This window comes from Pseudomonas sp. 10S4 (assembly GCF_034344865.1).
Lineage (GTDB): Bacteria > Pseudomonadota > Gammaproteobacteria > Pseudomonadales > Pseudomonadaceae > Aquipseudomonas.
This window is the reverse complement of the sequence record NZ_CP133774.1, coordinates 6547160-6572940: the sequence shown is the minus strand read 5'-3', so window position 1 is coordinate 6572940 and position 25781 is coordinate 6547160. Positions and strand designations below refer to the sequence as shown.

The following is a 25781-nucleotide window of genomic DNA, read 5'->3' as shown; positions in this document are numbered from 1 at the left end:
TATCAAGCAACGGAGATGGAGTGAAACCGGGTGATGGAAAACGCATCCAGCGACGTCTTGGGGGCGCCGCTGCAGATGATCTCGGTGAGCGCCTGGCCCACCGCCGGGCCGATCTGGAAACCGGCGCCGGCAAAGCCAAACCCGTGCAACAGACCGGGCTGGGTGCCGCTGTGCCCGATCACCGGTTGGCGATCTGGCAAGTAACCTTCGGTGCCGCTCCAGGTGCGAATCGCCTGGGCGCCTTCTAAAAAGGGGTAGAGCTCGACGGCTTGGCGGAGAATTTCGAGCACCGCGTTTTGACCGGGTCGGGCGCGGACGTCGTCGAGGGCAAAGCCCTGGCCACCGCCCAACACACAGTTGCCGCGGGTGACCTGGCGGGCATAGATGCCACCGCCCTCGACCCCGGTGCTGGCGTTCATCACCAGCGGCAACGGTTCGGTGACCAGCATCGCCGGGTGCCCGGCGTGCATCGGCACCGCTTCGCCAAACTGTGCCGCGAGGCTGCCGGCCCAGGCCCCGGCGCAATTCAACAGCCACGGCGCGCGAAGCTTGAGGCCGGTTTGAGTGCTGACGTGAAAGTGCTGGCCGTCGTGATCCACTTCTGTGACCGCGCATTGCTCATGGATTTGCGCGCCATGTCGACGCGCTGTTTGGGCAAACGCCGGGGACACCAGTCGCGGGTTGGCGTGGCCGTCGTCGGGGCAAAACGACGCGCCGACAGCCACATCCCCGACCCAAGGGAAGCAGGCGCGTAGTTCATCGCGATCGAGGATCTGCAAGTCGAGGCCGAAGCCCTGGCTGTTGGCGGCGTAGTCCTGCAAGGCGCGCAGGTCGTTGAAGCTGCGCGCCAGTTTCAGGTGACCGCTGCGTTGGTACTCACCGTCGATGCCGAGCAACTGCGGCAGTTGTGCCCAGATCTCGTGAGCCTGTTGCGACAGTGGTAGTTGCGACAATGGTCGGCCCTGACGGCGCACGCCGCCGTAGTTCACGCCACTGGAGTGGGAGCCGCAAAAGTCCCGTTCCAGCAACGCCACACGACGGCCGGCCTTGCTCAGAAACAGCGCGGCCGAGGCGCCGACAATGCCGCCGCCAATGATGATTGCATCGACTTCGATCATGGCTCGACCTCCAGGCCAAACGGCAGCGGTTTGATCGGCGACTGAGCCCGTAGTCGACCGATGTCCGACACGGAGCGCTGGCTTTCACAGGCAATGATTTCCGCCGCCGCCGCGCCGCACATCCGGCCTTGGCAGCGTCCCATGCCGACCCGGCAATGAGCCTTGACCCGGTTGATCTCCCAGTGGCCTTCGCGCACTACCTGACGGATATCGCCGGCTAGCACCTCTTCGCAGCGGCAGACGATCAGGTCATCCGGGGTGTTGGCGGCCCAGTTCTCGGGAAAGGCGAAGGCTTGCTCCAGCCCTTTGCGGAACGTGCCGATCCGTTTCAGTGATTGCTCAAGAGCGGCGTGGCGCTCTGTCGGGATCAGGTAGCCGATGTCTTCAAGCAGGGCCAGCGCTGCGCGTTCGCCGGCCATTTCGGCGGCATCGGCGCCCATGATCCCGGCGCCGTCACCGGCCAGGTACACCTCGGCGACACTGCTGCGCCCGGCGCTGTCACGTTGCGGCAGCCAGGCACGGTTGAGCGGGTTCCAGGCGAATTCACAGCCGAGCAGGTCGGCGAGTTGGGTTTCGCTGCGCAAGCCGTGGGCGAAGGCGACGGCGTCGCAGTCGATTTGCTGTGAGCCTTTGGTGTTACGCCAGTTCAGCGATTGCACGCGTTGTTCGCCGTTGACCTGGATAAGGCTGGCGCCCTGATGCACCGGGATGCCGTGGGCAGTCAGCCAACTGCGGTAATAAATGCCTTTGGCGAGAGTTGCCGGTTGTGAGAGCAGGCCGGGCAGGGCACGGGCCTGGGCGCGGAAGGGCGAACTGTCGAGCACCGCCACCACCTTCGCGCCAGCCTTGGCGTATTGATAGGCGACCAGGTACAGCAACGGTCCGCTGCCGGCGAACACCACCCGTTCGCCGATGGCGCAGCCTTGGAACTTCAGCGCAATCTGCGCCGCACCGAGGCTGTAAACCCCCGGCAAGGTCCAGCCCGGCACCGGCAAAATCCGGTCGGTGGCGCCGGTGGCGACGATCACCCGGGAGAATGGCAGGCGCGTGGCGCGGTTATCGTGCAAGGTGTCGAGAGCACCGTCCTGCGCGTTCCACACCAGAGTTTCCGGACGGTAGTCGAGCTGTTCGCGAAGTTCGTCGAGGGTCTGATGAATCGCGCTGGCCTTGCGCGCTTCGAAGCCATACAGCTTGACCGCCGAGCGCTTGAAATTCGCTGGCTGACGCCGATAAATCTGCCCGCCACCTCTAGCTGCCTCATCCAGCAAGATTGGACGAACACCATTTGCGACCAAGGTTTGCGCGGCACGAATCCCGGCAGGCCCGGCGCCAACAACAATCACCGAATTCATACCCAACGCCCACATTTGATTGGAGTTGCCCGCAATGTTTGTGATCGACGCCGAACCCCTGTGGGAGCGGGCTTGCTCGCGAAGGCAGCGGCACATTCAACAGAGATGGCGGCTGACAGATCGCCATCGCGAGCAAGCTCGCTCCCACAGGGGATCCAGGGTTGGCAGATAGAGAGGGTGTTCATACCGAGCGCCCCGGTTCGCGGCTGATCTGTTGGCCCGCTTCGAGCAGCGTCGAGCAGGCTCGCACCCGGCGGCCATCGCCCAGGCGAACCCAGCAATCCTGGCACGCGCCCATCAGGCAGAAACCGGCGCGGGGTTGGGCGCTGAAGTCGCTGCCGCGCAGGTGTTCGCTGCAGGTCAGTACGGCGGTCAGCACGGTGTCGCCGAGCAAACCGCTGGCCGGTTTGCCGTCGAGGGTAAAGTCCAGGGCCGGGCGGTCGCCTTCGGCCAGTCGTTTCAGCAGAGCCATGGCGCCCTCATTGTTTTCCTACCAGAACCCGATCCAGGCCATAGACCCGATCGAGCAAAATCATCGTCAAAGCGGTCAGGCCAATCACCAGTGCCGACACCGCCGCCATCATTGGATCGATGGATTCGGTGGCGTACACGTACATCCGCACCGGCAAGGTTTGCGTGGCCGGCGAAGTCACGAAAATCGACAACGTGACTTCATCGAAACTGTTGATAAACGCCAACAGCCAACCACCCGCCACACCGGGCAAAATCATCGGTAAAGTGATTTGCCGGAACAGCGTGAAACGCCCGGCACCCAACGACTGCGCGGCATGTTCAGCGCTGCGATCCAGACCAATCGCCGACGCCAGCACCAGCCGCAGCACATACGGCGTGATCACCAGCACATGGGCGAAGATCAGCCAGCCGAAACTGCCATTCACACCCATCAGCGCAAACAACCGCAGCAACGCCACCCCCAGCACCAAGTGCGGAATGATGATCGGCGACAGGAACAAACCGTTGAAAAAGCCCCGTCCGGGAAACTCAAAACGGGTGATGGCCAGCGCCGCCGGCACCGCAATCAGTGTCGCCAACGTTGCAGCGCAGAACGCGAGGATCAGGCTGTTGTAGAACGCATCGACGAAATCGGCGCGTTCAAAAACCGCACGAAACCAGCGCAAAGAAAAGTGCGTAGTCGGCAGGCTCAGGGTGTTTTCCGGGGTGAAGGCCACCAGGCACACCACCACCAGCGGCGCGAGCATGAACAGCACTACCAGGGTATGAAACAGCAGGGCGAAAGGACCGTTCTTGGACATGACGAGTTATCCCAATGACTTCTTGTAGCGGCCTTCGATCATCCGGTTCCACGACAGCATGATCAGCAGGTTGAGCAACAGCAGCGCCACGGCGATCGCGGCGCCCATCGGCCAGTTCAGCTCCGACAGGTACTGGTCGTAGATCAGCGTCGCGACCATTTTCAGTCGGCGCCCGCCGAGCAATCCGGGGATCGCAAAGGAGCTGGCTGCGAGGCCGAACACGATCAACGTGCCGGACAGCACGCCGGGCATGATTTGCGGCAGCACGACTTTGCGCATCACCGTGAGGTGGCTGGCACCGAGGGACAGCGCGGCTTGTTCGGCGGCCGGGTCGAGTTTCTGCAAGGAGGTCCAGACCGGGATGATCATGAACGGCAGCATCACGTGGACCAGTGCAATCACCACCGCGAACGGCGTGTAGAGCAGTTTCATCGGTGAGCCGCCGAAGGCTTGCAGGGTCTGGTTGACCAGGCCGTCGGCGCCGAGTAACAGGCTCCAGCCGAAGGCGCGCACCACCACCGAAATCAACAGCGGTGTGAGGATCAGAATCAGGAAAATCGAACGCCACGGCGCGCCCATGCGGCTGAGGATATAGGCCTCGGGCACGCCGATCACCACGCAGAGCAGGGTGGTCAGGGCGCTGATCCAGAACGTGCGCAGAAAGATCTCGTAGAAGTACGGATCGCCCAGCAGGCTGCTGTAGTGGTCAAGGGTGTAAGCGTTGCTGTTGATCCCCGTGCTGTAGTCGAACACGTTGAACGACAGCAGCAGCGTCAGCATCAACGGAATGACCAGCAGGCCCAAGTACAACGTCAGCGCCGGAGCCGACAATAAATACCCTTGGCGTCCCTGGCGGACGGAAGCGAGCAGACTCATGCCGACACCTCGTCGACACTGAGCACCCGCAGCAGCGCCGCGTCCCAGTCCAGGCCCACCGCCGTGCCTTCGGCCAGCGGTGCCGAGCCGTCGTTGCGACGCACCACGCTGAGTTCGCCGAGGGGCGTCGAGACGCCGTACAACCATTGGCTGCCGAGGAAGAATCGGCTGACGATATTGCCTTGCAGACGGCCGTGATCTTTTTCCCGTAGATCGATCTTTTCCGGGCGCAGGCTCAGGGTCAGGCCGCCGCCGCTGTGTACCTGAACCACGCCAGCGCCATCACGCTCGCCGGGTAGTAGATTGGCCTTGCCGACAAACCCGGAAATGAACTCGGTGCGCGGGTGCTCATAAAGGGTGTAGGGCGCGTCGATCTGGGTGATACGCCCAGCCTGCATCACCACCACCCGATCGCTGATGGACAGCGCTTCGGACTGGTCGTGGGTGACCATCAGCGTGGTGATCCCGACTTCACGCTGAATGCGGCGAATCTCGAATTGCATCTCTTCGCGCAGGTTGGCGTCGAGGTTGGACAGCGGTTCGTCGAGCAGCAGCACCGGCGGCTCGATCACCAAGGCCCGGGCCAACGCGACTCGCTGACGCTGACCACCAGACAACTCCCGTGGATAGCGCTCGGCGTGCTGGTCGAGGCGCACCAGTTTCAACACCCGAGCGACCCGTTGCTGCAATTCGGTGTTGGGTACTTTGCGCATCCGCAGGCCGAAGGCGACATTGTCTTGCACGCTCATGTGCGGGAACAGCGCGTAACTCTGGAACACCACGCCCAGGCCACGGCTGGCGGGTTTGGCGTGGGTGATGTCGCGACCGTCCAGCACGATGCGCCCGCTGCTGACTTCAACGAAGCCGGCAATCATTTGTAGCGTGGTGGTTTTGCCGCAACCGGAAGGGCCGAGCAGGGAGACGAACTCGCCTTTCTCCACCGAGAGGTTGGTGGCGACGACGGCGTCGATTTCGCCGTAGCGTTTACCGAGGTTTTCAAGTTGCACGAATGCCATAGCTGCGCTCCACCTGAGATTGTTATGCGCGGCCTGGGGTCGCGCTTTTTTGTATGGGCAGATACGAAAGGATGCTGCGGGGTGCGTTGGCGCTCGACTTGGATCGGCTGCCGCTGTTGTTCGAATCGCCCCTGTATGGACGCAGAGTAGGACGAAGAATAGGATGGGCTCAATGGTCTATTTCACTGAGGCGATGACTATTTTCAATTTCATTCAGTGAGTAAATTTTAAGTCGAGAAAATCTATGCCTAATTCCACTGAGCGGAATGAAAACAAAAATGAAGTCGGTGTCGGTGCGGTCTCCAGGTTGTTTGCGGTGCTGCGCAGCCTGGGTGACACGGTTGAGGGCGGTGAGCGGGTGACGCAACTGTCCCAGCGCATTGGCCTGTCGCAACCGACCACCCACCGCTTGCTGCGTAGCCTGATGGACGAGGGCATGGTCGAGCAGGACGCTCGCAGCAAACGTTATCGCCTGAGTCTGGATTTTTTCGCCTTGGCCGCCCGTGCTGGAAATACCGGCAACCTGCGTGAACTGGCACGGCCGGCATTGCTACGGTTGTCGGCGTCGTTGGGGGATTCGTTGTTTTTGCTGGCTCGCAGTGGTTTTGATGCGATCTGCCTGGACCGCAGTGAAGGGCCGTTTCCGATCCGCACCTTTACCGGGGACATCGGCGGACGGGTGGCGCTGGGTGTCGGGCAGGGTAGTCTGGCGATCCTGGCGTTTTTGCCGGAAGAAGAGCGCGACACAGTGATTCATTACAACTTGCCGCGACTGAAGGATTTTCACCTGTATGACGAGGTGTTCCTGAGGTCGGAAGTCGAGAGCGTGCGCAACTTGGGGTATGCAGGGCGTAACACTGGCGTGTTGCAGGGCATGGCCGGGGTGGCGGTGCCGATTCTGGATCGAGATGGGCGGGCGGTGGCGGCGTTGAGTGTGGCCACCGTGAGTGATCGGCTGGGGCCGGATCGCTTGCCGACGGTAGTGGAAATGCTCAAGCGCGAAGCGGCGTTGATCGGGCCGCGGATTAACCCGTTTGATCCGTTGCTGCGCCGGCCTTCACAGGTGTTCGGGCAGGGCTGATGCAACACATTTCCCCTGTGGGAGCGGGCTTGCTCGCGAAGGCGGTGTGTTAGTCGACACCGATGTAGCTGATACTCCGCCTTCGCGAGCAAGCCCGCTCCCACATTTGATCTGCGTTGTGGTCAGAACTGTGCGGTTTGCTTGAGCATCTGCCCCGTCGGCGTATCGCTCGGGCTGACCATCGCGTAGTTGTACCCGGCCCCCGACCAATACTCGGCCTGCAAGTCCCCGTCACTGCGACTACCCCGCGGCAGCAAGTAATTTCTCGGTCCCGGTGGTCGCACGTAGAAGCTGATTTTGTGCCCTGTCGGGTCTTCGTAGACCACCATCGCTGCCGGCCCTTGTTCGGTGCTGAGCAAGCGCCCGCTCACCGGTTTGAAGCCTGCGCCCGAAAGGTCAGGCAGGCGATTGGCCTTGGTGAAGTAACGGTCGAGCCAGCCTTGCATGTCGCCGTCGTCGCTGACTTTATAATCGGCCGGCAGCATGCCTTGCTGCGCAATCAAGCGGTAAGCCTGAATTGCATCAGTCATCGGCAGTTGTGCGCTGACCAGCGTCATCTCCCGCGCTTGCCAGCCACTGAGCCCGCCGATGCTGACGGCGATCAGCAGCATGGCAGCGCTGGCCAGATGTCGCCGCGACTGACGCTTGAGGCGCTGGCGAATCAGCGCCGGGTCCAGTTCCGGGTTGGCCGGTCGCTGCAAGGCGCCACCGAGGGCTGCACGCAGTTGTTGGGCATCCTGCTGCCAGGCGCGGACCTGGGCGGAAATTTCCGGGTTGCTGGCCAGAAAAGTCTCCACCAGCCGTCGGTCATCATCGCTGAGTTGGTGATCGACGTAGGCGTGCAGGTCACGCTCGCTTGGGGGCATGCTGATCATTTGAGTCTCCGCAGAGAAGGACGGGTGATTTCGCCGTCGCTGAGTTCGCGCAAGGCCTGGCGGGCGCGGGACAGACGGGACATCACGGTGCCAGTCGGGACACCGAGGATCTCGGCGACCTCTTTATAAGTCAGACCTTCCACCGACACCCAAAGCAGCAGGGCGCGCTGCTCAGTGCTGAGCTGATCGAAGGCTTGCAGGGTCGATTGGGCTATCACCGTGCGCTCGGCTGACGGCTGGGAATCGTCTCGACCGGTAAAAAACTCGAGCATCCGTGCATAGCGTCGGGAGCGTCGGTGAGCGTCGAGAAACTGTCGATACAGAATCGAAAACAGCCAGGCGCGCAGGTCGCCGTCGGGGCGTTTGTCGCTCCAACTCGACAGCGCCCGCTCAAGGCTGGCCTGGACCAGATCGTCGGCGCTGCTGGGGTTGCGCGTCAACGACACGGCAAACCGGCGCAATCTGGGAATGATTTCTCTCAGTTGTTCGTCGATATCGTTCATGAAGTTCTGACTAGTCACTACGCTGTGGATTAGGAAGACGCCCGGCACTCGAGGTTATTCCACGCCTGTAAAAATAAATACGGTGCGATGGAATAAACCGGTTTGGGGCGCGTCTGCTTGGTTCTTCTCACTTGTGGCCGATGGCCCTGGAGTCTTTCATGGTAGATCGCTCATCACCGCCCACCCGGCCGCCGCTGAGTACCGCCAGCCTGATCCTGCGCCTGGCCGGCATCGGCGTCATTGTCGCGGCCGCGGCTGGGGCTTTTGCCTACGTCAACGGCACCTTTGACCCACAGCGCCTGACGCCGAACAAGCTGATCAATGTGCTGGAAACCAACAACGGCGTGCATCCGGGGTTCCGACGTAACCACTCCAAAGGCGTGTGCGTAATCGGGCACTTTGAAAGCAGTGGCGAGGCGCGCAGCTATTCCACGGCCCAAGTCTTCAATGAAGCACAGACTCCGGTGGTCGGGCGTTTCGCGTTGCCTTCCGGCAATCCTTACGCGCCGGACACCGCCGTGCCGATCCGCAGCATGGCGTTGCGTTTCACCCAGGCCAACGGCCAACAGTGGCGCACCGGGATGAACAGCATGCCGGTGTTCCCGGTGGGTACGCCGGAAGCGTTCTATCAACTGCAACAGGCCCAGTCGCCCGATCCGGCCACAGGTAAACCGAATCCGGCTGCCGTGCCGGCATTCTTTGGTGCGCATCCGGAAACCGCGCCATTCCTGGCGTGGGTCAAGACTGCCAAACCGTCGGCCAGTTATGTGACGGAAACCTACAACAGCGTCAACGCGTTTTACCTGGTGAACGCGGCCGGGCAGAAGCAGGCGGTGCGTTGGAGCATGGTCCCGGTGGTTAAAGACGCAGCGGGTGCCACGGCCCCTGAGGGTGGCGATTTCCTTGAGAAAGATTTGGTGCAGCGGATTTCCGCAGGACCGCTGCGTTGGCAGTTGAACATCATCCTGGCCAACCCCGGCGACCCGGTGAATGACGCCAGCAAGGCCTGGCCCGATGGCCGCAAAGTCCTGAACGCCGGGACGTTGGTGCTCGAAGCGACCCAGCCGCAACTCAACGGCGAGTGCCGTGACATCAACTACGACCCGCTGGTGCTGCCGGCCGGGATCGAAGGTTCCGACGACCCATTGCTCGCCGCGCGTTCAGCCGGTTACGCGAGTTCCTACCTGCGTCGCACCAGCGAAGTCAGCCAGTTGCCCGCCGCCAAACAGGAGGCTCAACAATGAGCGCCCAACCGAAGCATTTCGCCCCGCTGGCGCGGCTGTTGCACTGGCTGATGGCGCTGATGATCATCGCGATGCTGTTTATCGGCGCGGGCATGGTGGCCTCGGTGTCCGAGCGCCATGAGTGGCTGATTCACTTGCACAAACCCTTGGGCATTGCGATTTTGCTGTTGGTGATCGTGCGCCTGGCGGTGCGTTTCTCGACTCAACAGCCACCGTTGCCAGCGGATCTGCCGGGTTGGCAGGCGCTGGCGGCCAAGGCGTCCCATGTCTTGCTGTATGCGTTGATGCTGATATTACCGCTGCTGGGTTGGGCGATGATTTCTGCGGCCGGGGACCCGGTGATGCTCAGTAGTTCGTTGCAGTTGCCATCGATACTGCCGGCAAATGCACAGGTATTTGCGTTTTTGCGCAAGGCTCATAGGTATCTGGCGTATCTATTATTCCTGACGGTGCTGCTGCATTTGGCTGCGGCGTTGTTTCATGGCTGGGTACGCCGGGATGATGTGCTGGACAGCATGTTGCGGGGCAAGGATCGCGGCTGAAAGGCCAATCGCTGAACCATTGTGGTGACGGAGCTTGCCTGTGGCGAGGGGGCTTGCTTGTGGCGAGGGGGCTTGCCCCCGTTGGGTTGCGCAGCAGCCCCCAAACCACGCAACACGGTCCGTCAGAAGGATCGCGTTAAATGGGTTTACGACTGCTGCGCAGCCGAACGGGGGCAAGCCCCTCGCCACAGGTTTTTTGTGTCTGGCGGGACAATGTCAGCCACCAATAACCCAATGCAACGGCATTAATCCCCGCCCCCAACAGGCAAACGCCAGTCCACCCGCCCCAGGCATACATCGCCGTCGAACCAATCGACCCCAGCGCACTGCCAATCGAGTAAAACAGCATGTACCCGGCAGTGAGGCGACTTTGCGCTTCGGGCCGCACGTTGTAGATCATGCTCTGGCTGGTGACGTGCACTGCCTGCAAGCCCAGATCCAGCGTGATCACCCCAAGCAGCAACGCCCACAGCGACGATTGGGTGAACGCGATAGGCAACCACGAAGCCAGCATCAACAACAGCGACAGGCCGCTGGTCCATTGCCCCAGACCGCGATCGGCCAGATGTCCGGCGCGGGCCGCCGCCAGTGCTCCGGCGGCACCGGCCAGTCCGAATAATCCGATTTGCGTGTGGGACAACGACAGCGGCGGGGCGCTCAGGGGTAACACCATGGGCGTCCACAACACCATGGCGCTGGTGAAGGTCAGCAGGGCGAGGATCGCCCGTTGCCGCAGCACCGGTTCTTCCTTGAACAAAGTGAAGACCGAGCCGATCAGCGCTGCATAAGTGTGGGATGGTTGCGCAGCTTCATGTTTGGGCAGCACGCGAAACAACAGCAGCGCCATCAACAGGGTCAACCCCGCCGACAGCAGATAAATCGAGCGCCAACCCGCCAGGTCCGCCATGCCGCCGGCCACGGTGCGCGCCAGCAGAATGCCGACGACAATGCCGCTGGTAACCACGCCGACCACGCGTCCGCGCTGGGCTGCAATCGCCAGGGTTGCCGCATAAGCCACCAACACTTGGGTCACCACTGCCAACAACCCGGTCAATGCCATACCGATCAGCAGCCAGGCGCTGTTCTGCGCGAATGCGATCATCAGCAACGCCACGGCAGACAACAGCGTTTGCGTGACGATCAGGCGTCGCCGGTTGAGCAGATCCCCGAGTGGCACCAGCAGCAACAGCCCTATGCCGTAACCGACCTGCGTCAGGGTGACTACGATGCCGATGGTCGCCGGGTTCATGGCAAAAGCGTCGGCCATGGCATCGAGCAACGGTTGGGCGTAATACACATTGCCGACGGCCAGGCCGCAGGCGACAGCGAACAACAGCACCACGCCGCTATTCAATGGTTGGTTAGGCTTCATGCCAGGCTCCTGATCTAGTTTCAAAATAAAACCAGTTGTACGGTAGGGAGGCTGGTTTTATATTGCAACCACATTTGCAGTCTGTGAGCGCGATCATGGTCAAACGTACAAGCATGGAAGGCGCCGAATGCCCGGTCGCCCGGTCACTGGATGCAATCGGCGATTGGTGGTCGTTGCTGATCGTGCGCGATGCGTTCGATGGCATTCGCCGGTTCGGCGAGTTTCAGCGCAATCTGGGCATGGCCAAGAACATCCTGTCGGCACGACTGCGTACGTTGGTGGCTCACGGGATTTTCGATCTGGTGCCGGCGTCGGATGGCAGTGCGTATCAGGAATACGTGCTGACGGAGAAGGGCAAGGGCCTGTTCCCGTTGATCATCGGCTTGCGGCAATGGGGCGAAGCGTTTTTCTATGAGGCGGGGGAAGCGCATTCACGGGTGGTTGATTGTGAGCAAGGGCGGCCGGTGCGACCGTTGGAGTTACGCGCCGAGGATGGGCGGTTGTTGGGGCCAGAGGATTGTGTGCGGCTAGCGGCGCAATAAAGTCAAAAGATCGCGCCTTCGTAGGAGTTGCCGAAGGCTGCGATCTTTTGATCTTGAAGGTGATCAGCGCAACGTATCAACCATATCCGCGACGGTCGTCAGCACATCCTTGCCCAATTGCTTCGAGCGCTTACCAGACCAACCCGTCAGCGCATTCGGCGCATCGTTGTTGTCCTTGAACGGCATCTCCAGCGTTAGCGACAGGCAGTCGAACTTCTGGCCAACGCTGTTGCAGGCCAGGGTCATATTGGCCTGGCCTGGCTCGTCGCGGGTGTAGCCGTGCTTGGTCTGGAAGTCCTTGGTCAGGTGCTTCAGGTGATCACGGAAGTGGGTTTCCAGCTTTTCGATCCGCGGTGTATAGCCGGGGTTGCCTTCGCAACCGGCGGTGAACACGTAGGGGATTTCTTCATCGCCATGGATGTCGAGGAACAGATCGACGCCGTACTTTTCCATTTGCTGCTGTACGAAAAGGACTTCCGGGCTGACTTCCTGACTGGCGCTCTGCCAGGCGCGGTTAAGGTCCTGGCCATTGGCGTTGGTGCGCAGGTGACCGTGAAAGGCACCGTCCGGGTTCATGTTCGGCACCAGGTACAGGTCGGCGCTGGCCAGCAGTTTTTTCAGTACAGGGTCGTCATGTTTTTCCAGGCGTTCGATCACGCCCTCCATGTACCACTCGGCCATGTGCTCGCCTGGGTGCTGTTGCGCGATGATCCAGACCTTGCGTTGACCTTCGGCGCCACTGCCTTTGCGCAGCAACTGGATATCGCGGCCCTCAATGCTTTTGCCGGTGGCCAGCAGTTCGGTGCCGGCCTTGGTCAGCGCCTGCTCGATCAGCCAGTCATGGCGACCGCGGCTGTAGGGTTCGAAATAGGCAAACCAGGCGTGGGTGGCCGTAGCTTCCAGGCTGAAACGCAGGCAGTCGCCTTCGAAGATCGTCGGTACGCGGAACCAGTTGACGTGGTCGTAGGACGCTACCGCTTGATAACCGTCCCAGGCTTTGTTGTACGAGGATTTGCTGGCGTTACTCAGGCGAAACCAGTGCTCTTGACCGACATGCAAACCACTGGCCTTGAAGTGAAACCACTGGAAATGCTGGCTGCGGGTGTCTGGCTTGATCGCCAAAAGGGCTTGAAGCGGATTGCTGATGTCCAGCACTTCAATGTTGCCGCTGTCGAAATTGGCGCTGATGTCGAAAGAGGATTTAGCCACGGTCATAGTCGATTCCTGATTATGATTTATGGCAGCTACTTTACACGCAAGAGGGGGATAAATCGGGGGAAATTGCGGGGTGAAATGAGGGGGCGTCCTCCTTGACGCCGAAGCAGCTTAGAGGCTGTAGAATTGATTCTCAAGTGCTATTTTTCATTAGTTTGACCCCTGTGCTGCCGGGGTTCGCTTGCCAATAGATGTTCTTTTGATATCATGCCCGCCATCGAATTAGCAGCACCTACAGTCTTCATTAGCCTGAAGCCAAAGCCAGAATAACTGGCAAAAAAACCCGGCAAAAAGCCGGGTCAAAAACCGTGATTAGCCTGATGAGGAGATAGTCCAGGAGACCGACCTAAGGTCCTCTGGTCCATCGACTGATCTCGCGATCAGCTGCATGCAATAATAATCATTCTCGTTTGCAAGTCAAATGATTTTATCTGTGCGATTGGAAAACTCTTTCCTGTCCTCCTCGAAAACACTTCCGTCTCAGTCGTTCTGATCACCATCCAGGGATCGGTCGACCATTGCCTGCGCCATATCGATCATGTGCACCACCGAAAACGCCAGCGCACGCCCCGTGCCTTGCTGGTTTCCGGCTGATTCCTGTGCGGTAGCGGCGGCACAGCGCAATAGATCGGACGCATGAACCAACGCCTCTTCACTGCTGATGTTGCGGTTGACATCGAAAAAGCGCGACTCGACTTCCACCTCTGAAACAGCTGGTTTCAAGTAATAATCCAGCGCCCGCTGTGCGGCGGCGCAGCCCTTTGGCGAGGTGAAAGTGGTGTCGAACTGCATGTCCTGCATGTCGTTGCTGGGGTTTGTCATGGTGATAGTGAACTCCGTGATAGATTCAGATCCGTGAACCCATCCTAGTACGTACTGTATTTGTGACGAGAATTTAAATACTACAATTTGTGTTTTGTGGGTCGGAGTCCCCCACGTATCGTGCCGCACATGGATAAATGGATTGAATTGGTCAAGGCCAAGATGAGTGAACTCAACCTCACTCAAGAGCTACTCGCTGACCGCCTCGGGATGTCCCAGGGCGGCGTCGGCCACTGGCTGAATAAACGTCGCGATCCCGGGATCGTCAACATGAACCGCGTCTTGAAAGCCCTTGGAATGGATTTTCTCGAAGTGGCGATGGTGATTCGCGAACCCCTGATCTCGGAAGATGAAGAGATGCCGCTGGCGCTCAAGTACAATCCGTACTTCCGCTACCCGGTCAGCGATTGGCGAGAGCCGGCCGAAGTTCGCGACGGTGAGCTGACGGTGTATGGCAAGGAGCGTTTCGAGCTGACCGACTACCACGCTCAGGGCCCGGCGTTCTGGCTCGTGGTGGTGGGTGATGCGATGACGGCGCCCAGTGGCATCAGCATTGCCGAGGGCATGATGATCCTGGTGGACCCGGCCATTGTGCCGGAGCCTGGAAAACTGGTGATCGCCCAGTGGCCGGACAGCGCCGAGGCGACGTTTCGCAAGCTGATCGAAGAGGGTGGGCAGCGTTACCTGGTCCCGCTCAATCCGACGTATCCGAAAGCCCTTTTCACCGAGGAATGCCGAATTATCGGCGTAGTGGTTCAGGCAACAGCCAAATTCTAATCAGATCGGTCCTCGCAATGCGTAGGACCGATCTTCATTTCACGCTTCTTCCAACTCCACCAACGCACTGCCTTCGCTGACCATTTCACCTTCCTGGCAATACAACGCCTTGATCACCCCGGCATGGGGCGCACGAATGCTGTGCTCCATTTTCATCGCTTCCAGCACCACCAATTGCGCCCCGGCTTCGACCGTTTGCCCGGCCTCCACCAACACTCGCACGATGCTGCCGTTCATTGGTGCGGTCAGGCCGCCCTGATGGCTGTGGCTGGACTCGACGGCAGCGATTGGATCGTAAGTCTCGATACGGCGCAGTTCACCTTCCCATTGCAGATACAGCACGTCGCCACGGCGGATGGCCCGATGCTGGCGGCGCACGCCGTTGTGTTCGATCAGCAGTTGTTCGCCCTTGAGTTGCGCAGTACTCACATCGCCCAACGTCAGCGCGTGATCCTGATCTTCGCAACTCAAATGCAGGGTGATTTCCTTGGGCAGCCCGGCGCGGAAACCGTTGTTGAAGGCCCATGGCGAACTCGGGTCATCGGCACGCAACACCGACGCTTGGCTCTGCGCAAACGCCTGTGCCGCGGCTTGCCAGAACTCATCGCTGAGGTTGGCAGGCGCTGGCAGCAGTTGCTCCTGATAACGTGGAATGAACCCGGTATCCAGTTCCGCCGCAGCGAATGCTGGATGGCCGACGATCCGGCGCAGGAAGTTGATGTTGGTCTTGAGCCCACCAATGGCGAACTCATCCAGCATGCTCAACAACCGCAGCCGAGCCTGTTCACGGTCTTCGCCCCAGGCAATCAGTTTGCCGAGCATCGGGTCATAGAACGGCGAAATCTCATCGCCTTCTTCAACACCGCTGTCCACCCGCCGCCCCGGACCTTCGGCCGACTCGCGATACAACTCCAGCCGCCCGGTGGCCGGCAGAAAATCATTGCCCGGATCTTCGGCGTACAGCCGCACCTCGATGGCATGTCCAATCAGCGGCACCTCAGCCTGAGTCATCGGCAATGCTTCACCGCGCGCCACGCGAATCTGCCAGGCCACCAGGTCCAGGCCTGTGATGGCTTCGGTGACCGGGTGTTCGACTTGCAGGCGCGTGTTCATCTCCATAAAGAAGAACTCGCCGCGCGAATCCAGCAGAAACTCCACCGTGCCGGCGCCGACATAACCAATGGCTTGCGCCGAGCGCACAGCCGCTTCGCCCATGGCGCGACGCAGTTCTGGGCTCAGGCCTGGTGCGGGTGCTTCTTCGACGACTTTCTGGTGCCGGCGCTGGATCGAGCAATCCCGTTCATTCAGGTACAGGCAGTTGCCGTGTTGATCGGCAAAGACCTGGATTTCCACATGACGTGGCTTGAGCAGGTACTTTTCCACCAGCATCCGCGAATCGCCGAACGAGGATTTCGCTTCACGCTGGGCCGAGGCTAGGGCTTCGGCCAACTGGCTGACGTCCTCGACCACTTTCATGCCTTTACCGCCACCACCAGCCGTGGCCTTGAGCAGCACCGGATAACCGATGCGTTCACAGGCGTCGCGGAAGGTATCGAGGTCCTGGGCTTCGCCGTGATAGCCGGGTACCAATGGCACGCCGGCGGTCTCCATCAAGGCTTTGGCGGCGGATTTGCTGCCCATGGCGTCGATGGCCGCGGCGGGTGGGCCGAGGAAAATCAGGCCGGCGGCTTCAATGGCGCGAGCGAACCCGGCGTTTTCGGAAAGAAAACCGTAGCCAGGGTGAATCGCCTGAGCGCCACTGGCCTGGGCGGCGGCAATCAGTTTGTCGATTTGCAGGTAGCTGTCGGCAGCTTTACTGCCGCCCAGGTCTACGCGGATATCCGCTTCGCGGCTGTGCCGGGCGTCACGGTCGGTGGCGCTGTGCACGGCGACGGTGGTCAGGCCCAAGGCTTTGGCGGTGCGCATCACCCGGCAAGCAATTTCGCCACGGTTAGCCACCAGCAGAGTAGTGAGAACAGGTGCGCTCATCAACGCGGCTCCTTGGGGGTGGTGACGGCTTGCCAGTTCGGCGGACGTTTTTGCAGAAAGGCCCGCAGGCCTTCCTGACCTTCAGGGCTGACACGAATGCGCGCGATGGCATTTTCGGTGTAACGACGAAGCGCCGGAGTCAGGGCGCCATTGCCGACTTCACGCAACAAGTCCTTGCTGGCACGCATGGCGGCCGGGCTGTTGAGCAGCAGGTTGTCGATCCAGTGTTCGACGCTTTGCTCCAGTTCGGCGACTGGATAACTCTCCGACAACAAACCGATTTCCCGCGCCCGCTGCCCGCCGAAACGTTCGGCGGTCAAGGCATAACGCCGCGCCGCACGTTCGCCGATGGCTTGCACCACGAACGGGCTGATCACCGCCGGTGCGAGGCCGATGCGCACTTCCGACAAACAGAACTGCGCGTCATCGGCACCGATGGCCATGTCGCAGCAACTGATCAGACCCAGTGCGCCGCCGTAAGCCGCGCCTTGCACAACCGCCAGAGTCGGGACTTTCAGCTTGGCGAGGTTGTACATCAACTCCGCCAGTTCCCGGGCGTCGTCGAGGTTGGTGTGGTAATCGAGTTCGGCCGATTGCTGCATCCAGGCCAGGTCGGCGCCTGCGCTGAAATGCTTGCCGCGACCACGAATCAGCAGGAAGCGCAGGCTGGCATCACCCGAGACCTTGTCCAGTGCGAGGATCAGCTCGCGGATCATTTCGGCGTTGAATGCGTTGTTCTTTTCTTCACGGCTGAGCCACAGGGTCGCGAAACCCCGTGGGTCGGTCAGCAGTTCGAGGGTGTTGAAGTCGCTCATATTTGTCCGTCTCCACGAGACTTGTGGGGGATTGCAGGGATGGCGATTGCTTCGCAATCGAACGGGGGCAAGCCCCCTCACCACACAAGCCCGCTCCCACAAAAATCACATCCGGAACACGCCGAAGCGGCTCGGTTCGATTGGCGCGTTCAACGACGCGGATAAGGCCAGGGCCAGTACGTCGCGGGTTTGGGCCGGGTCAATGACGCCGTCGTCCCACAGCCGTGCGCTGGAGTAGTAAGGGTGGCCTTGTTCTTCGTACTGATCGAGGATCGGTTGCTTGATTTGCGCTTCCTGTTCGGCGCTGAAACCCTGACCACTGCGTTCGGCCTGCTCGCGTTTGACCTGAACCAGCACGCCGGCAGCCTGCTCGGCGCCCATCACGCCGATGCGTGCATTCGGCCACATCCACAGGAAGCGCGGATCGTAAGCCCGCCCGCACATGCCATAGTTACCGGCGCCGAAGCTGCCGCCGATGATCACGGTGAATTTCGGCACCTTGGCACACGCCACAGCGGTCACCAGTTTGGCGCCGTGTTTGGCGATACCGCCGGCCTCGTATTTCTGGCCAACCATGAAGCCGGTGATGTTCTGCAGGAACAGCAATGGGATGCCGCGCTGGCAGGCCAGTTCGATAAAGTGCGCGCCTTTCTGCGCGGCTTCGGCGAACAAGATGCCATTGTTGGCGAGGATCGCGATCGGGTAACCGTGCAGGTGGGAAAAGCCGCAAACCAATGTAGTCCCGAACAACGCTTTGAACTCATCGAATACCGAACCGTCGACCAGTCGTGCAATCACTTCGCGCACGTCGAACGGCTGCTTGGCGTCGGCCGAGACCACGCCATACAACTCATCGCTACTGTAGAGCGGAGCAATCGGCGTGCGTTGTTGCAGTTCGCCGAGCTTGCGCCAATTGAGATTGGCAACGCTGCGTCGGGCGAGGGCGAGGGCGTGTTCATCGCTCTCGGCGTAATGGTCGGCGACCCCGGAAATCTTGCAGTGCACGTCGGCTCCGCCCAAATCTTCAGCACTGACCACTTCGCCGGTGGCCGCTTTCACCAGCGGCGGGCCAGCGAGGAAAATCGTTGCCTGATTACGCACCATGATCGCTTCGTCAGCCATCGCCGGTACGTAGGCGCCACCAGCCGTGCAGGAACCCATAACCACCGCAATCTGCGGAATGCCCATGGCGCTCATGTTGGCCTGGTTGAAGAAAATCCGCCCGAAATGCTCGCGGTCAGGAAACACTTCATCCTGACGTGGCAGGTTGGCGCCGCCGGAGTCCACCAGGTAGATGCACGGCAAGCGGTTTTGCTGGGCGATGGTCTGGGCGCGCAGGTGTTTTTTCACGGTCAGCGGGTAGTACGAGCCACCTTTCACCGTGGCGTCGTTGGCGACGATCATGCACTCGACGCCCTCCACGCGGCCGATCCCGGCAATCACGCCGGCCGCCGGAACGTCTTCGCCATACACCGCGTAGGCCGCCAGTTGGCTGATTTCCAGAAACGGTGAACCCGGATCGAGCAAACGATTGATCCGCTCGCGAGGCAGCAATTTGCCCCGCGACGTGTGGCGCTCTTGCGCCTTCGGGCCGCCACCTTGCTGCACTTGGGCGAGCAGGGTGTGCAGGTCGTCGACCTGTTTGAGCATCGCCGCGCTGTTGGCGGCGAACTCTGCCGAACGGGGGTTGAGCTGGGTATGCAGGATAGCCATGGACAGCTCCGTTTAGCGGGTTTCGTTGAACAGTTCGCGACCGATCAACATGCGACGAATCTCACTGGTGCCAGCACCGATTTCGTACAGTTTGGCGTCACGCAGCAGACGACCCGCCGGGAATTCGTTGATGTAGCCGTTGCCGCCGAGAATCTGGATCGCGTCGAGCGCCATTTGTGTGGCGCGTTCGGCGCTGTAGAGGATTACGCCGGCAGCGTCCTTGCGGGTGGTTTCGCCGCGCTCGCAGGCCTGGGCGACCGCGTAGAGGTAGGCGCGGCTGGCGTTGAGTTGGGTGTACATGTCGGCGACTTTGCCCTGGATCAGCTGGAATTCGCCGATGCTCTGGCCGAACTGCTTGCGGTCGTGGATGTACGGAACGATCAGGTCCATGCACGACTGCATGATCCCGGTCGGGCCGCCCGAGAGGACGACGCGCTCGTAATCGAGGCCGCTCATCAGCACTTTCACGCCGCCGTTGAGTACGCCGAGGATGTTTTCTTCCGGCACTTCGACGTCATCGAAGAACAGCTCGCAGGTGTTCGAGCCGCGCATGCCGAGCTTGTCGAACTTGTTGCTGCGGCTGAAGCCTTTCGAGTCACGCTCAACGATGAATGCGGTGATGCCATGGGGGCCTTTTTCCAGGTCGGTCTTGGCGTAGATCACGTAGGTGTTGGCGTCGGGGCCGTTGGTGATCCAGGTTTTGCTGCCGTTGAGCACGTACTTGTCGCCGCGTTTGTCGGCGCGCAGTTTCATCGAGACCACGTCGGAACCGGCATTCGGTTCGCTCATGGCCAGTGCGCCGATGTGCTCGCCGCTGATCAGTTTTGGCAGGTATTTGGTCTTCTGTTCGTGAGTGCCGTTGCGGTTGATCTGGTTGACGCAGAGGTTGGAATGCGCGCCGTAGGACAGCGCCACCGAGGCCGAGCCGCGGCTGATTTCTTCCATGATGACCACGTGGGCCAGGTAACCCAGGCCTGCGCCGCCGTACTCTTCCGGCACGGTGACGCCCAGCAGGCCCATGTCACCGAATTTGCGCCACAGGTCTGCGGGGAACAGGTTGTCGATGTCGATCTGAGCCGCGCGCGGGGCGATCTCTTTGGCGACGAAGGACTGAACCTGATCGCGCAGCATGTCGATGGTTTCACCGAGGGCAAAGTTCAGGGATGGATAGCTCATGGGTCACCTTTTGGCTTTTTTGTAGGGTTGGGAGGGCGTGGTTCGGCTCTCACCTTTACGTTAACGTAAGCTTGTGACGAATGGCTGTCAATCACCCTTTACGTTAACGTCAACTTGAGCGAGAGTAGGGCCAGTTCAAGATAGAAAAGCGGAGCAATCCTGTGGGAGCGCCCTGTGGTGAGGGGGCTTGCCCCCGTTTGAGTGCATAGCACTCACAAAATTTTTGGTGCATCGAAAGTTTTGGGGCTGCTTCGCAAACCCAACGGGGGCAAGCCCCCTCGCCACAGGCCGCTCCCACAGGTGACCGTCGCCAACCCATAAATAAAGACAATAGGGGTCGTCATGGATCAACCCAGTGCAAACCCGCAGCGCAGCTATACCCGTGGTTCCCAGGAGAAAGCCTTGTTGGCAATGACCATCGGCGAGGCGTTCGATCACACCGTCGCGCAGTACCTGATCGGGGAAGCGCTGGTCGTGCGTCATCAACAGTTGCGCTACACCTGGCAGCAATTGGCCGACACCGTGGACCTGCACGCCAGAGCACTGCTGGCGCTGGGTTTGCAGACCGGCGATCGCCTCGGTATCTGGGCGCCGAACTGCGCGCAGTGGTGCATCAGCCAATTCGCCAGCGCGAAAATCGGCGTGATCCTGGTCAACATCAACCCGGCGTATCGCAGTTCTGAATTGGAGTACGTGTTGAAACAGTCCGGCTGCCAATGGCTGGTCTGCGCCGGGGCCTTCAAGACGTCCGACTATCACGGGATGCTGCAAGGATTGGTGCCAGAGTTGGCGGAGCAATCCATCGGCCAATTGCAGAGCGAACGCCTGCCGGACCTGCGTGGCGTCATCAGTCTGGACGCCCTGCCGCCCTCGGGTTTCCTGCCGTGGTCGCAACTTGCAGATCTTGCCGCCAGTGTCTCGGTCGAGCAGTTGAATGAACGTCAGCACAGCCTGCATTTCGATCAGCCGGTGAATATCCAGTACACCTCCGGCACTACCGGTTTCCCCAAAGGCGCGACCCTCAGTCACTACAACATTCTCAACAACGGTTACATGGTTGGCGAAAGCCTGGGTTTGACGGCCGATGATCGGCTGGTGATCCCGGTGCCGCTCTATCACTGTTTCGGCATGGTCATGGGCAACCTCGGCTGCGTGACCCACGGCAGCACGATGATCTACCCCAACGACGCATTCGATCCACTGTTGACCCTGACCACCGTCGCCGAAGAAAAAGCCACCGCGCTCTACGGCGTACCGACCATGTTCATTGCCATGCTCGATCAACCCCAACGCGGCGAATTCGATCTCTCCACCCTGCGCACCGGGATCATGGCTGGAGCGACCTGCCCGATCGAAGTGATGCGCCGGGTCATCAACGAGATGCACATGAGCGAAGTGCAGATTGCCTACGGCATGACGGAAACAAGTCCGGTGTCATTGCAGACCGGTCCGTCGGACGAGTTGGAATTGCGCGTCACCACCGTCGGCCGCACCCAGCCGCAACTGGAAAGCAAGATCATCGACGAGGCCGGTAACCTGGTGCTGCGTGGCACGATTGGCGAGCTGTGCACTCGGGGTTACAGCGTGATGCTCGGTTACTGGAAAAATCCGCAGGGTACCGCCGAAGCTATTGATCAGGCTGGCTGGATGCACACCGGTGACCTGGCGAGCATGAACGACGAGGGTTACGTGTGCATCGCCGGACGCAACAAGGACATGATCATCCGTGGCGGTGAGAATGTTTACCCACGGGAGCTGGAAGAGTTCTTCTTCACCCACCCGGCAATAGCGGATGTGCAGGTGATTGGCATTCCCTGCTCACGCTACGGCGAAGAGATCGTTGCCTGGATCAAGTTTCACCCCGGCCACAGCGCGACCGAAGAAGAGCTGAAAACCTGGTGCAAGGCGCGCATCGCGCACTTCAAGACGCCGCGTTACTTCAAATTCGTGGAAGAGTTTCCGATGACCGTGACCGGCAAGATCCAGAAATTCCGGATGCGCGAGATCAGTATCGAGGAGTTCAAAGCGATACCGTAGGAGCTGCCGAAGGCTGCGATCTTTTGGGGGCGCAGAAGGCTCAGATCAAAAGATCGCAGGCTGCGCCAGTTCCTACAGGGGATTTGTGTCGGGTCAGTCGACAGCGAGGTTGAATGATAAATCGCCTTCGCGGGCAAGCCTCGTTCCTACAGGAGTCGGTTTTACTGAATCGCAGAAAGCACAAAGGGGAGCCGAAGCTCCCCTTTAATTTGTCGTTGCGCGTGCTCTTTTTTTATTATTGAGGGGCGGTCTATTGTTGTTTTTGGCAACCGTGGCCCTTTACTGCTGTTTTTGTCGACCCCCATCCGGGGTCAAGAGCAAACGTATTTTTTTGAGCGCTGATCTGCTTTTTCGCCAAGCGATCCAACCAGTTCGGGAGCTACCTGAAGGTAGTTTTATTGTTCTCTGCCCGGTTGCGGGTTACTCCGAAAAGCACCCTGAAAAGCACACCTTCTCCAAAAAAATCTGTTAGCTGCGTCTCTGCCGTGTTGTTCTTGTTATGTCAGAGTCGTTACGTCTTATTTTTATTAGGTTTGCTGCTTTTTATTCTTGTTATGCCATAGAGATAGCAGAAGCCGTGCCAAGTTTTTAAAACCTCTTTAAATTCAATGGTTTGAATTTTTTGTAGGGTTTTTCTCTCAATCAAAACTCAGCAATTTGTTTCCGTGTTACTCGTTTGTACCCGCACTCCAGACAATGCGGTAACACCCGGACACATCCGCCCACTCACTGGGCGCTGCGAGCCTTGGCCACGCGCGAACCGGTCGGGCGCCCCAGCACCGTGCAAATCTGTTGGCCCGCGAGAATCAAGGCGTCCAGGTCGATTCCGGTCTCGATTCCGAGGCCGTTGAGCAGGTACACCACGTCTTCGGTGGCGACGTTACCGCTGGCGCCCTTGGCATATGGACAGCCGCCGAGGCCGGCGATAGAGCTGTCGAATACCGCGATGCCTTCCAGCAGACTGGCGTAGATATTGGCCATGGCCTGGCCGTAGGTGTCGTGGAAATGCCCGGCCAGTTTGTCCCGCGGCACATCGGCCGAGACCACCTCGAACATCCGGCGGGTGGCGCCAGCGGTGCCGGTGCCGATCGTGTCACCGAGCGAAACCTCGTAACAGCCCATGGCATAGAGCTCACGAGCCACCATCGCGACTTGTTCCGGCGCGACGTTACCTTCGTAAGGACAACCCAGCACACACGACACATAACCGCGCACGCTGACGCCGTGCTGTTTGGCGGCGTCCATGATCGGTACAAACCGCGCCAGGCTTTCGCTGATCGAGCAGTTGATGTTGCGCTGGGAAAACGCTTCGGAGGCGGCGGCGAACACCGCGACTTCCTTGACCCCGGCCGCGATGGCGTCTTCAAACCCGCGCAGGTTCGGCGCCAGTGCGCCATACGTCACGCCGGTCTTGCGCTGGATTTGCGCAAAAACCTCGGCGGAACCAGCCATTTGCGGCACCCACTTGGGCGAAACGAAACTGCCGACTTCTATATAGCCAAGGCCCGCAGCGCTCAAGGCGTCGACCAGTCGCACCTTGTCCGCGACGCTGATGGGCTGGGCTTCGTTTTGCAGACCGTCGCGGGGGCCGACTTCGATCAGGCGTACGTGGGTGGGAAGGGGCATGGCTAAGGACCTGTTGTATTTGTCTGAATGTTCCGAGAACTCTGTGGGAGCGGGCTTGCTCGCGAAAACGTCAGGTCAGTCGACATCGATGTTGAATGACGTACCGCTTTCGCGAGCAAGCCCGCTCCCACAGGGGATTTTCGTAGGGCTACTGGACGGGCTGCTGGCTTTTGATCGTCTGCTCCAGCGCCTGGGTGCAGCGTTCCTGCGCGGTGTCCAGTTCCAGCTTCATTTGCTCAATGTCGAGCATTTGCTGTTCTAACTGATCACGCCGTTCGGCGATCTTGGTCAGCATGGTTTGCAGCTGTTTCTGATTGCCGCCGGTGGGGTCGTAGAGTTCGATCAGCTCGCGGCATTCGGCCAGTGAAAAACCGATGCGCTTGCCCCGCAGGATCAGCTTCAGGCTGACCTTGTCCCGGGGCGAATAGATGCGTTCCTGGCCACGGCGCTCGGGGCTGAGCAAACCTTGCTCTTCATAAAAGCGAATGGCCCGGGTGGTGATGTCGAGCTCGCGGGCGAGGTCGGAAATGCTGTAGGTCTGGCTGCTCATGGAAGCGCTCGAAGAAGGTCATGGCGCTAAGCTAATGTCAGGTTTACGTTTACGTCAAGGGGCATGCATCTATGGTGTTGCCGCTGGCCTCTTCGCGATCAAGCCCGCTCCCACAGGGGATCTCTGTAATACATAGACATTGTGGTCACTGAAGATCCAATGTGGGAGCGGGCTTGCTCGCGAAGAACGATAACGCGGTTCAAAGCCCTACGCCTTATCGAGCTTCTTCTCATGCGCCGTCACCTGCTGGCACAACTCGATCATCTGCTCGCGCATCCAGCGGTTGGCCGGGTCCTGGTCGGTGCTTTCGTGCCAATACAGGTGCGTTTCCACCGGTGGCACGTCGTTGACCGGCAGATTAAACGCGTGCAGTTCATGACGACGGGCGAAGCGCTCCGGCACGGTCATGACCATGTCGGTCTGCTGCAACACTTGCGACGCCATCAAATAATGCTGCGAGCGCAGGGCGATCTTGCGCTGAATTCCCATTTTTCCCAGCGCCAGGTCGACATGCCCCAGGCCACTGCGGCGGCTGGAAATGTGAATGTGGGTCAGTGACAGATAGTCATCAAGGGTGAATTTCTCTTTGGCCGCCAGCGGATGGCCCTTGCGCATGGCGCACACGTAACGGTCCTCCATCAACTTGACGTGACGCACTTGTGGGTCGGTGTTGAGCGGCGCATCCACCGCGAAGTCGAGGCGACCGGCCGCCAGTTCCTTGGTGGTCTCGCGGCGCTTGGACAGGAAGCTTTCGATGATCACCGCTGGCGCCAGACGACGCAGGCGCTGGAACAGTGCTGGCAGGATCACCGCTTCGGTGAGGTCGGTCATGCTGATGCGGTAGGTCTTGACTGCCTGCAACGGGTTGAAAATGCGGCTTTCCTGTACCGACACCCGTAGCAAAGAAAGGGCATGGCGCACCGGGCCGATGATGTTTTGCGCCATCGGTGTCGGCACCATGCCTTGGGCGGTGCGCACGAACAACGGGTCGTTAAAGGTCTCGCGCAGGCGAGCCAGAGCGTTCGAGACCGCAGGCTGAGTAATGCCGACAATCTGCCCGGCGCGGGTCAGGTTGGCTTCGGTATAGATCGCGTCGAAGACGATGAAAAGGTTGAGGTCGACCTTGCTCAGATTCATTACGCGGCTCTCTTGTTGTAGGGGCGTTTTTGGCCTTGATGATCAGCCGATCATATATCGGTGATGAATGTTAATACACGCCGAGAATAGGCTAGGTAAATTTTCGTAGCTGTTCTAGCATCGATTACA

The 25781-nt window shown here is 60.1% G+C and carries 24 protein-coding genes; 6 read left to right on the top strand and 18 right to left on the bottom strand.

Annotation, left to right across the window (positions count from 1 at the left end; translation table 11 throughout):
• Nucleotides 1–2 precede the first annotated feature (2 nt).
• The 6 genes from RHM58_RS30650 to RHM58_RS30625 form a co-directional block, all read right to left on the bottom strand.
• Nucleotides 3–1118 (bottom strand): NAD(P)/FAD-dependent oxidoreductase, encoded by a 1116-nt coding sequence (locus RHM58_RS30650; protein WP_201257131.1) that lies wholly within the window; start codon nt 1116–1118, stop codon nt 3–5.
• Nucleotides 1115–2470: an NAD(P)/FAD-dependent oxidoreductase gene (locus RHM58_RS30645; protein ID WP_322269022.1), complete on the bottom strand. Its 1356-nt coding sequence runs from the start codon at nt 2468–2470 to the stop codon at nt 1115–1117. Before RHM58_RS30645 ends, RHM58_RS30650 begins: the two co-directional genes overlap by 4 nt.
• A gap of 181 nt (nt 2471–2651) precedes the next feature.
• Nucleotides 2652–2942, bottom strand: coding sequence for a (2Fe-2S)-binding protein (locus RHM58_RS30640; RefSeq protein WP_322269021.1), 291 nt, complete (start codon nt 2940–2942; stop codon nt 2652–2654).
• A 7-nt stretch (nt 2943–2949) separates the two neighbouring features.
• Complete coding sequence (locus tag RHM58_RS30635) at nt 2950–3744, bottom strand: ABC transporter permease (protein ID WP_201197080.1); 795 nt, start codon at nt 3742–3744, stop codon at nt 2950–2952.
• 6 nt (nt 3745–3750) lie between these two features.
• Nucleotides 3751–4620: an ABC transporter permease gene (locus RHM58_RS30630; RefSeq protein WP_201257135.1), complete on the bottom strand. Its 870-nt coding sequence runs from the start codon at nt 4618–4620 to the stop codon at nt 3751–3753.
• Nucleotides 4617–5636: an ABC transporter ATP-binding protein gene (locus RHM58_RS30625; protein ID WP_322269020.1), complete on the bottom strand. Its 1020-nt coding sequence runs from the start codon at nt 5634–5636 to the stop codon at nt 4617–4619. The genes RHM58_RS30630 and RHM58_RS30625 overlap by 4 nt, the downstream gene beginning before the upstream one ends.
• A gap of 244 nt (nt 5637–5880) precedes the next feature.
• Between RHM58_RS30625 and RHM58_RS30620 the strand changes: the two genes are divergently transcribed.
• Nucleotides 5881–6717 (top strand): IclR family transcriptional regulator, encoded by an 837-nt coding sequence (locus RHM58_RS30620; protein ID WP_201257137.1) that lies wholly within the window; start codon nt 5881–5883, stop codon nt 6715–6717.
• 122 nt (nt 6718–6839) lie between these two features.
• Here the strand turns inward: RHM58_RS30620 and RHM58_RS30615 are convergent, their stop codons facing one another.
• Together RHM58_RS30615 and RHM58_RS30610 are read right to left on the bottom strand one after the other, a co-directional pair.
• Entirely contained in the window at nt 6840–7592 is a 753-nt protein-coding gene (locus RHM58_RS30615) for an anti-sigma factor family protein (protein ID WP_322269019.1), read from the bottom strand.
• On the bottom strand, nt 7589–8095 hold the full coding sequence (locus RHM58_RS30610) for an RNA polymerase sigma factor (RefSeq protein ID WP_201204677.1): 507 nt from the start codon (nt 8093–8095) through the stop codon (nt 7589–7591). Before RHM58_RS30610 ends, RHM58_RS30615 begins: the two co-directional genes overlap by 4 nt.
• 158 nt (nt 8096–8253) lie before the next feature.
• Between RHM58_RS30610 and RHM58_RS30605 the strand changes: the two genes are divergently transcribed.
• Both RHM58_RS30605 and RHM58_RS30600 read left to right on the top strand, forming a co-directional pair.
• Nucleotides 8254–9339 carry a catalase family peroxidase gene (locus RHM58_RS30605; protein WP_322269018.1) on the top strand — a complete coding sequence of 362 codons (1086 nt, stop codon included), beginning with the start codon at nt 8254–8256 and terminating at the stop codon, nt 9337–9339.
• The gene (locus RHM58_RS30600; RefSeq protein WP_322269017.1) at nt 9336–9881 is read left to right on the top strand and encodes a cytochrome b; all 546 of its coding nucleotides are present in this window, start codon (nt 9336–9338) and stop codon (nt 9879–9881) included. Before RHM58_RS30605 ends, RHM58_RS30600 begins: the two co-directional genes overlap by 4 nt.
• A gap of 136 nt (nt 9882–10017) precedes the next feature.
• Here RHM58_RS30600 and RHM58_RS30595 read toward each other — a convergent pair whose 3' ends face one another.
• A complete protein-coding gene (locus tag RHM58_RS30595) occupies nt 10018–11253 on the bottom strand; it encodes an MFS transporter (RefSeq protein ID WP_322269016.1) in 1236 nt (411 codons plus the stop codon).
• A 95-nt stretch (nt 11254–11348) separates the two neighbouring features.
• Between RHM58_RS30595 and RHM58_RS30590 the strand changes: the two genes are divergently transcribed.
• On the top strand, nt 11349–11795 hold the full coding sequence (locus tag RHM58_RS30590) for a winged helix-turn-helix transcriptional regulator (protein WP_322269015.1): 447 nt from the start codon (nt 11349–11351) through the stop codon (nt 11793–11795).
• A gap of 63 nt (nt 11796–11858) precedes the next feature.
• Here RHM58_RS30590 and RHM58_RS30585 read toward each other — a convergent pair whose 3' ends face one another.
• Entirely contained in the window at nt 11859–13010 is a 1152-nt protein-coding gene (locus tag RHM58_RS30585) for a M14-type cytosolic carboxypeptidase (RefSeq protein ID WP_322269014.1), read from the bottom strand.
• Nucleotides 13011–13490: 480 nt separating this feature from the next.
• The gene (locus RHM58_RS30580; protein ID WP_201204670.1) at nt 13491–13832 is read right to left on the bottom strand and encodes a DUF6124 family protein; all 342 of its coding nucleotides are present in this window, start codon (nt 13830–13832) and stop codon (nt 13491–13493) included.
• Between the two features lie 129 nt (nt 13833–13961).
• Here RHM58_RS30580 and RHM58_RS30575 point away from each other — a divergent pair, with 129 nt between their 5' ends.
• Complete coding sequence (locus RHM58_RS30575) at nt 13962–14609, top strand: LexA family protein (RefSeq protein ID WP_322269013.1); 648 nt, start codon at nt 13962–13964, stop codon at nt 14607–14609.
• A gap of 39 nt (nt 14610–14648) precedes the next feature.
• Here RHM58_RS30575 and RHM58_RS30570 read toward each other — a convergent pair whose 3' ends face one another.
• The 4 genes from RHM58_RS30570 to RHM58_RS30555 all read right to left on the bottom strand — a co-directional run bounded on the left by RHM58_RS30570 (nt 14649) and on the right by RHM58_RS30555 (nt 20302).
• Nucleotides 14649–16598: an acetyl/propionyl/methylcrotonyl-CoA carboxylase subunit alpha gene (locus tag RHM58_RS30570; protein ID WP_201204666.1), complete on the bottom strand. Its 1950-nt coding sequence runs from the start codon at nt 16596–16598 to the stop codon at nt 14649–14651.
• A complete protein-coding gene (locus tag RHM58_RS30565; protein WP_322269012.1) occupies nt 16598–17413 on the bottom strand; it encodes a gamma-carboxygeranoyl-CoA hydratase in 816 nt (271 codons plus the stop codon). Before RHM58_RS30565 ends, RHM58_RS30570 begins: the two co-directional genes overlap by 1 nt.
• 105 nt (nt 17414–17518) lie before the next feature.
• On the bottom strand, nt 17519–19126 hold the full coding sequence (locus RHM58_RS30560; protein ID WP_201257142.1) for a carboxyl transferase domain-containing protein: 1608 nt from the start codon (nt 19124–19126) through the stop codon (nt 17519–17521).
• 12 nt (nt 19127–19138) lie between these two features.
• Nucleotides 19139–20302: an isovaleryl-CoA dehydrogenase gene (locus RHM58_RS30555; RefSeq protein WP_322269011.1), complete on the bottom strand. Its 1164-nt coding sequence runs from the start codon at nt 20300–20302 to the stop codon at nt 19139–19141.
• Between the two features lie 342 nt (nt 20303–20644).
• Here RHM58_RS30555 and RHM58_RS30550 point away from each other — a divergent pair, with 342 nt between their 5' ends.
• Nucleotides 20645–22339: an AMP-binding protein gene (locus RHM58_RS30550; protein ID WP_322269010.1), complete on the top strand. Its 1695-nt coding sequence runs from the start codon at nt 20645–20647 to the stop codon at nt 22337–22339.
• Between the two features lie 726 nt (nt 22340–23065).
• On the opposite strand, the gene RHM58_RS30545 is transcribed toward RHM58_RS30550, so the two are convergent.
• The 3 genes from RHM58_RS30545 to RHM58_RS30535 all read right to left on the bottom strand — a co-directional run bounded on the left by RHM58_RS30545 (nt 23066) and on the right by RHM58_RS30535 (nt 25652).
• Complete coding sequence (locus RHM58_RS30545; RefSeq protein WP_201204659.1) at nt 23066–23965, bottom strand: hydroxymethylglutaryl-CoA lyase; 900 nt, start codon at nt 23963–23965, stop codon at nt 23066–23068.
• Between the two features lie 148 nt (nt 23966–24113).
• The gene (locus RHM58_RS30540; RefSeq protein WP_133838710.1) at nt 24114–24515 is read right to left on the bottom strand and encodes a MerR family transcriptional regulator; all 402 of its coding nucleotides are present in this window, start codon (nt 24513–24515) and stop codon (nt 24114–24116) included.
• A gap of 207 nt (nt 24516–24722) precedes the next feature.
• On the bottom strand, nt 24723–25652 hold the full coding sequence (locus tag RHM58_RS30535; protein WP_201204658.1) for a LysR family transcriptional regulator: 930 nt from the start codon (nt 25650–25652) through the stop codon (nt 24723–24725).
• Between the last annotated feature and the right edge of the window lie 129 nt (nt 25653–25781).

What these genes read in the sequence shown, in the direction of transcription:
- RHM58_RS30590 (WP_322269015.1), top strand. Translation starts at nt 11,349, where the DNA reads ATGGTCAAACGTACAAGCATGGAAGGCGCCGAATGCCCGGTCGCCCGG.
- RHM58_RS30580 (WP_201204670.1), bottom strand. Translation starts at nt 13,832, where the DNA reads ATGACAAACCCCAGCAACGACATGCAGGACATGCAGTTCGACACCACT.
- RHM58_RS30540 (WP_133838710.1), bottom strand. Translation starts at nt 24,515, where the DNA reads ATGAGCAGCCAGACCTACAGCATTTCCGACCTCGCCCGCGAGCTCGAC.
- RHM58_RS30555 (WP_322269011.1), bottom strand. Translation starts at nt 20,302, where the DNA reads ATGAGCTATCCATCCCTGAACTTTGCCCTCGGTGAAACCATCGACATG.
- RHM58_RS30565 (WP_322269012.1), bottom strand. Translation starts at nt 17,413, where the DNA reads ATGAGCGACTTCAACACCCTCGAACTGCTGACCGACCCACGGGGTTTC.
- RHM58_RS30605 (WP_322269018.1), top strand. Translation starts at nt 8,254, where the DNA reads ATGGTAGATCGCTCATCACCGCCCACCCGGCCGCCGCTGAGTACCGCC.
- RHM58_RS30550 (WP_322269010.1), top strand. Translation starts at nt 20,645, where the DNA reads ATGGATCAACCCAGTGCAAACCCGCAGCGCAGCTATACCCGTGGTTCC.
- RHM58_RS30640 (WP_322269021.1), bottom strand. Translation starts at nt 2,942, where the DNA reads ATGGCTCTGCTGAAACGACTGGCCGAAGGCGACCGCCCGGCCCTGGAC.
- RHM58_RS30625 (WP_322269020.1), bottom strand. Translation starts at nt 5,636, where the DNA reads ATGGCATTCGTGCAACTTGAAAACCTCGGTAAACGCTACGGCGAAATC.
- RHM58_RS30535 (WP_201204658.1), bottom strand. Translation starts at nt 25,652, where the DNA reads ATGAATCTGAGCAAGGTCGACCTCAACCTTTTCATCGTCTTCGACGCG.
- RHM58_RS30560 (WP_201257142.1), bottom strand. Translation starts at nt 19,126, where the DNA reads ATGGCTATCCTGCATACCCAGCTCAACCCCCGTTCGGCAGAGTTCGCC.
- RHM58_RS30595 (WP_322269016.1), bottom strand. Translation starts at nt 11,253, where the DNA reads ATGAAGCCTAACCAACCATTGAATAGCGGCGTGGTGCTGTTGTTCGCT.
- RHM58_RS30650 (WP_201257131.1), bottom strand. Translation starts at nt 1,118, where the DNA reads ATGATCGAAGTCGATGCAATCATCATTGGCGGCGGCATTGTCGGCGCC.
- RHM58_RS30585 (WP_322269014.1), bottom strand. Translation starts at nt 13,010, where the DNA reads ATGACCGTGGCTAAATCCTCTTTCGACATCAGCGCCAATTTCGACAGC.
- RHM58_RS30615 (WP_322269019.1), bottom strand. Translation starts at nt 7,592, where the DNA reads ATGATCAGCATGCCCCCAAGCGAGCGTGACCTGCACGCCTACGTCGAT.
- RHM58_RS30645 (WP_322269022.1), bottom strand. Translation starts at nt 2,470, where the DNA reads ATGAATTCGGTGATTGTTGTTGGCGCCGGGCCTGCCGGGATTCGTGCC.
- RHM58_RS30600 (WP_322269017.1), top strand. Translation starts at nt 9,336, where the DNA reads ATGAGCGCCCAACCGAAGCATTTCGCCCCGCTGGCGCGGCTGTTGCAC.
- RHM58_RS30545 (WP_201204659.1), bottom strand. Translation starts at nt 23,965, where the DNA reads ATGCCCCTTCCCACCCACGTACGCCTGATCGAAGTCGGCCCCCGCGAC.
- RHM58_RS30610 (WP_201204677.1), bottom strand. Translation starts at nt 8,095, where the DNA reads ATGAACGATATCGACGAACAACTGAGAGAAATCATTCCCAGATTGCGC.
- RHM58_RS30635 (WP_201197080.1), bottom strand. Translation starts at nt 3,744, where the DNA reads ATGTCCAAGAACGGTCCTTTCGCCCTGCTGTTTCATACCCTGGTAGTG.
- RHM58_RS30620 (WP_201257137.1), top strand. Translation starts at nt 5,881, where the DNA reads ATGCCTAATTCCACTGAGCGGAATGAAAACAAAAATGAAGTCGGTGTC.
- RHM58_RS30630 (WP_201257135.1), bottom strand. Translation starts at nt 4,620, where the DNA reads ATGAGTCTGCTCGCTTCCGTCCGCCAGGGACGCCAAGGGTATTTATTG.
- RHM58_RS30575 (WP_322269013.1), top strand. Translation starts at nt 13,962, where the DNA reads ATGGATAAATGGATTGAATTGGTCAAGGCCAAGATGAGTGAACTCAAC.
- RHM58_RS30570 (WP_201204666.1), bottom strand. Translation starts at nt 16,598, where the DNA reads ATGAGCGCACCTGTTCTCACTACTCTGCTGGTGGCTAACCGTGGCGAA.